Genomic DNA, 6,802 nt, shown 5'->3' with positions numbered 1-6,802 from the left:
GTGCCCCCTTCCTCCGGGGGCGGCGGCGGCAGGAGCCGCCGCCGAGCCCCATGGACGGGTTAATGCGTCCCCCGGAGGCAGGGGGTATGGAGGGGCGGAATCGAAGTTCCAGCCGTTCATCGGTCAGGAGGGCGCCGGAGCGTTCTTCGCCTGCAGCCTGGGGAACATCAGTTCGGCGCCGACCTCCAGGGTGTCGGGATCCAGGCCCGGGTTGTACTGTCGCAGCAGCCACATGGGCACGTCGTTGCGGCGCATGAGCTGCCAGACGGAATCTCCTCTGCGCACCTTGTACTCGCTGACCCCGACGACGTGGTAGTCGGAGAAGAACGCCTGCTGCAGTTCATGGTGGAATGCCACGCGGCGACGGGTGAAGGTATCCCGGCTTACACTGCTGAAGTCCAGGCGCAGGCGCTTGCCGATACTCACCGGCCTGCCGAAGCTCAGACCGTTCAGATCCCGCAGGCGCTGCGTCCGGACTTCCAGCCAGTCGGCGTAGTGTCCCAGCGTTTCCGCGGCCTCCACCTGCACCAGGTCGCCGTCCAGCACCGTGTAGTCGTTGGGGTCCGCCAGGCTGACCACGCCGAAGGACGGACCGGTGGGGGCGGGCTCCACCGCCGGCGTCGAAGCGACGACGCCGTTGTCGTCGTCGGCTGCCGGTTCCGGCGCCTCCACGGCCACCGGCGGCTGCGGAATCGGCAGATTTGCCGATGTCAGGCGAAGTTCCTGGCCCACGTATATCCGGTTCCTGTTCCCAATGTCGTTCAATGCGAGCAGCTCGTCCTCGGACAGGCCGGCCCGGCGGGCGATCCTGCCGACCGTGTCGCCCCGGCGCACGCGGTAGGTTTCGGCGCCGTCGGGTATCGGTTCGCGCGCGGCCAGCCCCGGGATCTCCAGCGTCTGGCCGGCGCGGATGCGGTGCATGTTTCGCAGGTTGTTGGCCTGCATGAGCCTCGTCACGCTCGTCCCGTAGCGTTGCGCGATCAGCGACAGCGTGTCGCCAGGCTGAATGACGTAGTTGCGGTCGCGGATCTGGCTGGCGAAGCGCAGGTCGCTCGAGATCGCCGCGACGCGGATCTCGGCATCCGCTATCGGGGGCACTCGCAGCAGGTAGTTCCTGGGAACGTACTTGGAATCGCCCAGCACCGGCTGGCGCAGGCCGGGGTTCAGGCTAGCCAGCATGGAAGAATCCAGGGACAGGGCGCCGGCCAGCGTGCTCAGGCGCATATAGTCCGGCACCTGCACCATCGCGTACTCGATCGGCGGATCCAGGATTACCGGCCCGAACAAGCGTTCGGCTTCCTCCTCCACCTCGATCGCGGCAATCAGTTCGACGTAGAAGTTGCGTCCGGCGAATTTGAAGGTCCGCCCTTTGTAGCGGCGGACCACGGTCTCGATGTCCTTGGTGCCCAGTTGCCTGGCGGCCCGCAGCATCGCGCCCACTCCCTGGTTGTAGGCGGTGATCGCCAGCGGCCAGCTGTCGAGCAGGCTGTGGTTGTAGGTCAGCAGTTGCGCGGCGGCGACGGTCGCCCGCCAGGGATCCAGCCGTTCGTCCATTACGTTGTCGATCCGCATGAAGCGGCGCCCGGTGGAGCGGGTGAATTGCCACATGCCCAGGGCGGCCGCCGACGAGCGCGCGTGCGGCATAAACGAGGACTCCACGTGCGGCAAAGCGGCCACCCCCTCGGGCACGCCGTGTTCCTCGAGCGTCCTGAGAATGTGGTCGCGCCAGCGTCCTGATCGCACCAGTCCGTCCCTGAATTTCTCGGCCACTCCCTGCTGCACGCGGATGCGTCCCGCCGCGGCCCTGAGCGTGGCGCGCGACGGGTCGGGCCCCCAGGCGTCAAGTACCCGCTGTTCCTTTTCGCTGAGTTTTTCGGGCCGCCGGTCCGCCAGTTGCTGAAGCACGTTGCGGTAGTCGCGCACGGCCGCCCGTATCGCACTGCGCCGCGCGCGCGGCGATAGGTCCTTGAGGGATACTTCGCCGTAAACAACGCCCACGTACAGGCTGTCGTGTACCAGGCCCGTGTCGCGGCCCGTGGCCCCGAACACCCGCTTCCAGAAATCGATTTCGGTTCGCAGCCCCTCCGGAACCGGCAGGTCCCCGGCGGCGAATGCGGCTCCCGGGTTCAGGGCAAGAACCAGCATCATGGCAAGCGCCGGCAGCACGGCGGGTGTTCTGGCGGGCGCCCTCATATTCGGGCAGACTTTCTACACGAAAGCCGCGTATTTCGCAATCCGCCGACCCGGTTACGTGCCCAGTCCCTGGGACATCTGCGCGAAGCTGGTCAGGGGGAATCCGCACCTCCGCTCCCATTCCGACTGATCGATGACCGGAGCATTGATCAAGTCGATCATTTCGTCGAATTTGCTTAATGCGGCGCAACCCACAGCCGCAGGGTCCGTGGCGCTGCGGTACGTTGGCCAGGCGCAGTCCCGGGCGTAACGCCAGAACGGGCTGTCGTATCGGGAACCGCAACTGTAGTGCCAGCCCACAAACAGGCCGCAGGTGAGCGTGTCGTTGATCAGGAAACGGTTGACGACCGGCACGTCGTTTTCCTGGTATTCGGCCGGCCGGTTGAGCCGCATCTGCAGAATCATCCCGACCTGCATCTCGGCCAGCCGGATCGCGGTCGCTTCCAGCGGCTCCATGAATCCGCCCGCGTTGCCGATGCGGGCCACCGCGCCGTCGTAGATCCGGCGGTGGACAAAATTGGGAAAACGCAGCACGGTGCGTTTTTCGAATTCCGCCACGCCGTCCTGCGCCAGCAGTTCGTCGAAGTCCTTTTCGACTTCCTCCAGATCCGATACGTCGCGGTTGAAGATATAGCCGTATGAGGTGTGCGCGGTCAGCGGGATGACGAACACCCATCCGTGCGGGCGCGCGATCGCGCGCGTATAGGTGTGTTTGAGGACCGGCCCGTCGGGCGGTTCCTCGATGATCGCCGGACAGCGGCGGATCACCGCGGTATTCGTCGGGATGAAGGAGATTTCGATGTGTTCTTCGGGATCCAGTCGCCTGGGGAATCCGCGCGCGTCAAAGACCAGGTCGTAGCGTTCGGACGGCAGGCCCTCGAACTCCACCTGCGCCCCGCCGTCCACTTTCGTGATGTCCAGCACTTTTGCGTCGATGTGGCGGGCGCGCGTGCCCTCGCTCAGCAGGTCCCCCATCACGTCGGCCGACAGGTGGTAGGCGTAGGAAACCGCTTGTGGCGTGAAATGGTGAATGAACTCGCTTTTCCTCCGGCCCCATCCCTCGAACTGAACGCCGTACTTGCGGGTCGCGTTCAGGCGCCGCTGAACCTTCTCATGCGGCAATCCCGACAGTCGATGCAATTGCTGGACCAGGCTGGGCCAGCTTCCCTCGCCCACGCCGATGACCGGAATGCGCGAGTCGTAAATATGGTGCAGTTCATGGTCCTTGTCCGGGTGCAGCCGGGACACGCTGGCGGCGGCCAGGGCGCCCGCGGTCCCGCGCCCGACCACGGCGATCTTCCTGCACGAGTTACTTCCCGGCATCGTCACGGCTGGGGTCCCCCCGAAACCACCTATCTCAACATGCCCGAAGGATGATTCTACTTGAGCTCGTGGAATCGGCCTGCGGATGGACAATGCCTGCCGGCCAACCCTATACTCGGCTGCGTTCACATGGGGGTGGAATGAGCGGTCTTCGTCGCGAATCAATGCGTACGGCGGCACTCGCGGCTCAGGTTCCGTGAGCGGGCAAGGCACAGGCAAGGGGCAATTCGAGACCCGATTTGCCGAATGGGTGGTCGCCTATCGCTGGCGGGTCATCCTGGCCGCCCTATTCCTGGTGGCGGTCGCGTCCAGCGGCATTCTGCGACTCGGTTTCTCGGGCGACTACCGCATATTCTTTGACGAGGACAATCCGCAGCTTCTGGCGCTGGAAGCGCTGGAGGACACCTACGGCAAGAACGAAAACGTCGTGTTCCTGATCGTCCCGGACGACGGAAACGCGACCTCGGAAACCGCGCTATCGGCGGCGGTCTGGCTGACGGAAGCCGCCTGGCAGACACCGTATTCCCGGCGGGTCGATTCGCTGACGAACTTCCAGTACACGACGGCCGAGGGCGACGACCTGTATGTGCGGGACCTCGTTGACCCACAGCAACTGGGCGATCCCGATGCGCGGTCACGCATACATGCGATTGCCCTGGCTGACCCCCGTGTCGAGGGCAGCATCCTGGCGACGGGCGGCGACGTGAGCGTGGTGAACGTAACGGTGGAACTGCCCGACGGGGACCAGTTGGAGGCGGTCGCCGAAGTCGCAGGCTTCGCCCGCGAGATCGCCGCAAAGGCGGAAGAACAGTTTGCCGGCATGGACCTTCGCGTGGTCGGCACGGTCATGATCAACCAGACCTTCCTGGAAGCATCGATCGAGAGCCAGATGATCTTCCTGCCCGCCAGCCTTGCGCTCATGGCCCTGATCCTGGGGGTCCTCATCCGCGGCATTGCGGGAGTAGCGGCGACCGGAGCGGTGATCGTCTTTTCCATTCTCGCGTCGATCGGTCTTGGCGGTTGGGCCGGCCTGCCTTTTTCACCGCCCATCTCGCCGGCGCCGACCATCGTGCTGATGATTGTCGTGGCCAACTGCGTTCACCTGCTGGTGACATTGCAGCAGCACATGCGCGCCGGGCACTCGAAGCGCGATGCCATCGTACATTCCGTCAGTCTCAATCTGCACCCGGTGTTCCTGGCCAGCCTCACGACGGCGCTCGGATTCCTGAGCATGAACTTTTCGGAGGTGCCCCCGTACCGCCACCTCGGCAACTTCGTCGCTTTCGGGATCGGCATGTCCTTTCTTCTGTCCGTCACATTTCTGCCGGCCGTGCTTTCGCTGCTCCCGGTCCGACCCGGGTCGGACCGGCGCTTGGTCGGGCCGCTGCTCGGCTCCATGGCGGACTTTGCGCTGCGGCGCAGAAAGGCGCTGCTGTGGGGTTGGGTGGCGGTGGTGATCGCGATGATCGTGGCCATTCCGCGCAACGAACTCAACGATGTGCTGGTCCATTTCTTCGACGAAAGCGTCGAGTTCAGGCGCGACACCGATTTCATGGACGAGCATCTGAGCGGCAATACCGTGCTCGATTACTCGCTTGAGGCGGCCGACGCGGGCGGAGTAACCGATCCCGAGTTCCTCGTCGAGGTATCGGACTTTGCCGAGTGGTTCCGTGAGCAGCCTTCCGTGCGCCATGTCTCGGTCATTACCGACACCTTTCGGCAACTCAACCAGAGCATGCACGGCGACGATCCCGCTTTTTACCGGATCCCCGACAGCCGGGAACTGGCGGCGCAGTACCTGTTGCTCTACGAACTTTCGCTTCCCCAGGGCCTGGATCTCAACAACCAGATCGACACGCTCCGAAAGGCTACGCGCATGACGGTATCGTCCACGACGCTGTATTCGCAGGACCTGCTGGATCTGAACGCCCGCGCCGACGCCTGGCTCAGCGAAAATGCGCCTCGGATCGTCGGTGTCAACAGTTCCGGACCCTCGGCGCTGTTCGCCTACATCGGCCAGCGCAACATCCGCGCCATGCTGTTGGGCACCATCGTGGTGCTTGTCGCGATTTCCGTCATTCTCCTGGCCGCCTTGCGATCGTTGCGGCTCGGCCTGGTCAGCATCGTGCCCAATCTGCTCCCCGCGGTGATGGGTTTCGGTGTCTGGGGACTGACGGTCGGACAGGTCGGGCTTTCGCTGTCCGTGGTGGTAGCCATGACGATCGGCATAGTCGTGGACGACACGGTGCATTTTCTTGCCAAGTACCGCCGTGCGCGGCGCGAATACGGCCGCGATCCCGAGCAGGCCGTGCACTATGCTTTCGAGACTGCCGGGCGGGCCCTGTTCACCACCACGGTCGTGCTGGTGGCCGGTTTTCTCATATTTGCGTTCTCTCCGTTCCTTCCCACGGCCCAGGTGGGGATCCTCACCGCGATGGTTATCGGCTTCGCGCTTATCGCGGACCTGTCCCTGCTGCCCGCGCTGTTGCTGGCAATCGACAAACCCTCCGGCGGACAAACCGCGCAGAAAAGCGCCCTCGTGCCATAATCTCGCCGGGCCACACCGGGCGCCTCCGTGTTCAACAATCCATTTGACTCATTTCACAAGACCGTTGGCAAGGCCAAGAAAGAGCGCGAACGCCTCGACCGGCTGCTGACCGTTTCCACGCCGGGGGAACTTGCGCTGGTGTTGGTCACAGGGCTGGTATTGCTCCTGTTCGTGGCGTGGCTGATGTTGGGCACCGTGGCCCGCAGCGTGACGGTTGACGGCGTGCTGGTCGAGTCGGGCGAGCGACATCCGGGGGACAGTTCCTCCCTGCAAGCGATGGTGTGGATCGAAAGAGAACTCGGGCGCCGGATCGAGTCCGACATGCCGGTCTCTCTGGAAGTCGACATCGGCGACGGACAGGCACGCCGTCATGAGGGCGTGGTATCCGGCCTCGCCGCCTTGGCCCCGGGCGACGCGACGGCGCCGTTCGAGTCGGCGGCGCCGGTCACCATGCACCGCCTGGATATAGCCCTCGACCCGGGCCAGGAATTCGCTTCCGCCGACGGGCCGGCATGCCGGATCGTGATTGAACTCGGCAGACAGTCCCCGCTCGCGTTTTTCGTACGGAGGCAATCCTGAAATGCCGCCCGGCGCCTTGGTGTGCTGTCTCATGAGTTCCTTGCCTTTCAGCGTGTCCCCTGTGGCGTGTGGCAAGGCGCGTTCCGCCGGGAATGGTGTTTCCCATTGCCCAGGAACGCAACGCGGCCACGGGCCACAGGTGCCGCGCCCTACGGGAGC

Annotated in this window: 4 protein-coding genes; 2 read left to right on the top strand and 2 right to left on the bottom strand. The window is 64.6% G+C overall.

The features are described 5' to 3' along the window. Nucleotides 1-123: 123 nt before the first annotated feature. A complete protein-coding gene (locus F4Y72_07405) occupies nucleotides 124-2,193 on the bottom strand; it encodes a LysM peptidoglycan-binding domain-containing protein (protein MXZ28120.1) in 2,070 nt (689 codons plus the stop codon). Nucleotides 2,194-2,247: 54 nt separating this feature from the next. Continuing rightward, nucleotides 2,248-3,516, bottom strand: a complete 1,269-nt coding sequence (locus F4Y72_07400; GenBank protein MXZ28119.1) for a tryptophan 7-halogenase — start codon at nucleotides 3,514-3,516, stop codon at nucleotides 2,248-2,250. 85 nt (nucleotides 3,517-3,601) lie between these two features. Between F4Y72_07400 and F4Y72_07395 the strand changes: the two genes are divergently transcribed. After that, the gene (locus F4Y72_07395; protein MXZ28118.1) at nucleotides 3,602-6,064 is read left to right on the top strand and encodes an MMPL family transporter; all 2,463 of its coding nucleotides are present in this window, start codon (nucleotides 3,602-3,604) and stop codon (nucleotides 6,062-6,064) included. 27 nt (nucleotides 6,065-6,091) lie between these two features. After that, nucleotides 6,092-6,643 carry a hypothetical protein gene (locus tag F4Y72_07390; GenBank protein MXZ28117.1) on the top strand — a complete coding sequence of 184 codons (552 nt, stop codon included), beginning with the start codon at nucleotides 6,092-6,094 and terminating at the stop codon, nucleotides 6,641-6,643. Nucleotides 6,644-6,802: the final 159 nt, after the last annotated feature.

The organism is Gammaproteobacteria bacterium, assembly GCA_009838035.1.
GTDB lineage: Bacteria > Pseudomonadota > Gammaproteobacteria > Steroidobacterales > Foliamicaceae > Foliamicus.
This window is presented reverse-complemented; position numbering and strand designations above follow the sequence as displayed.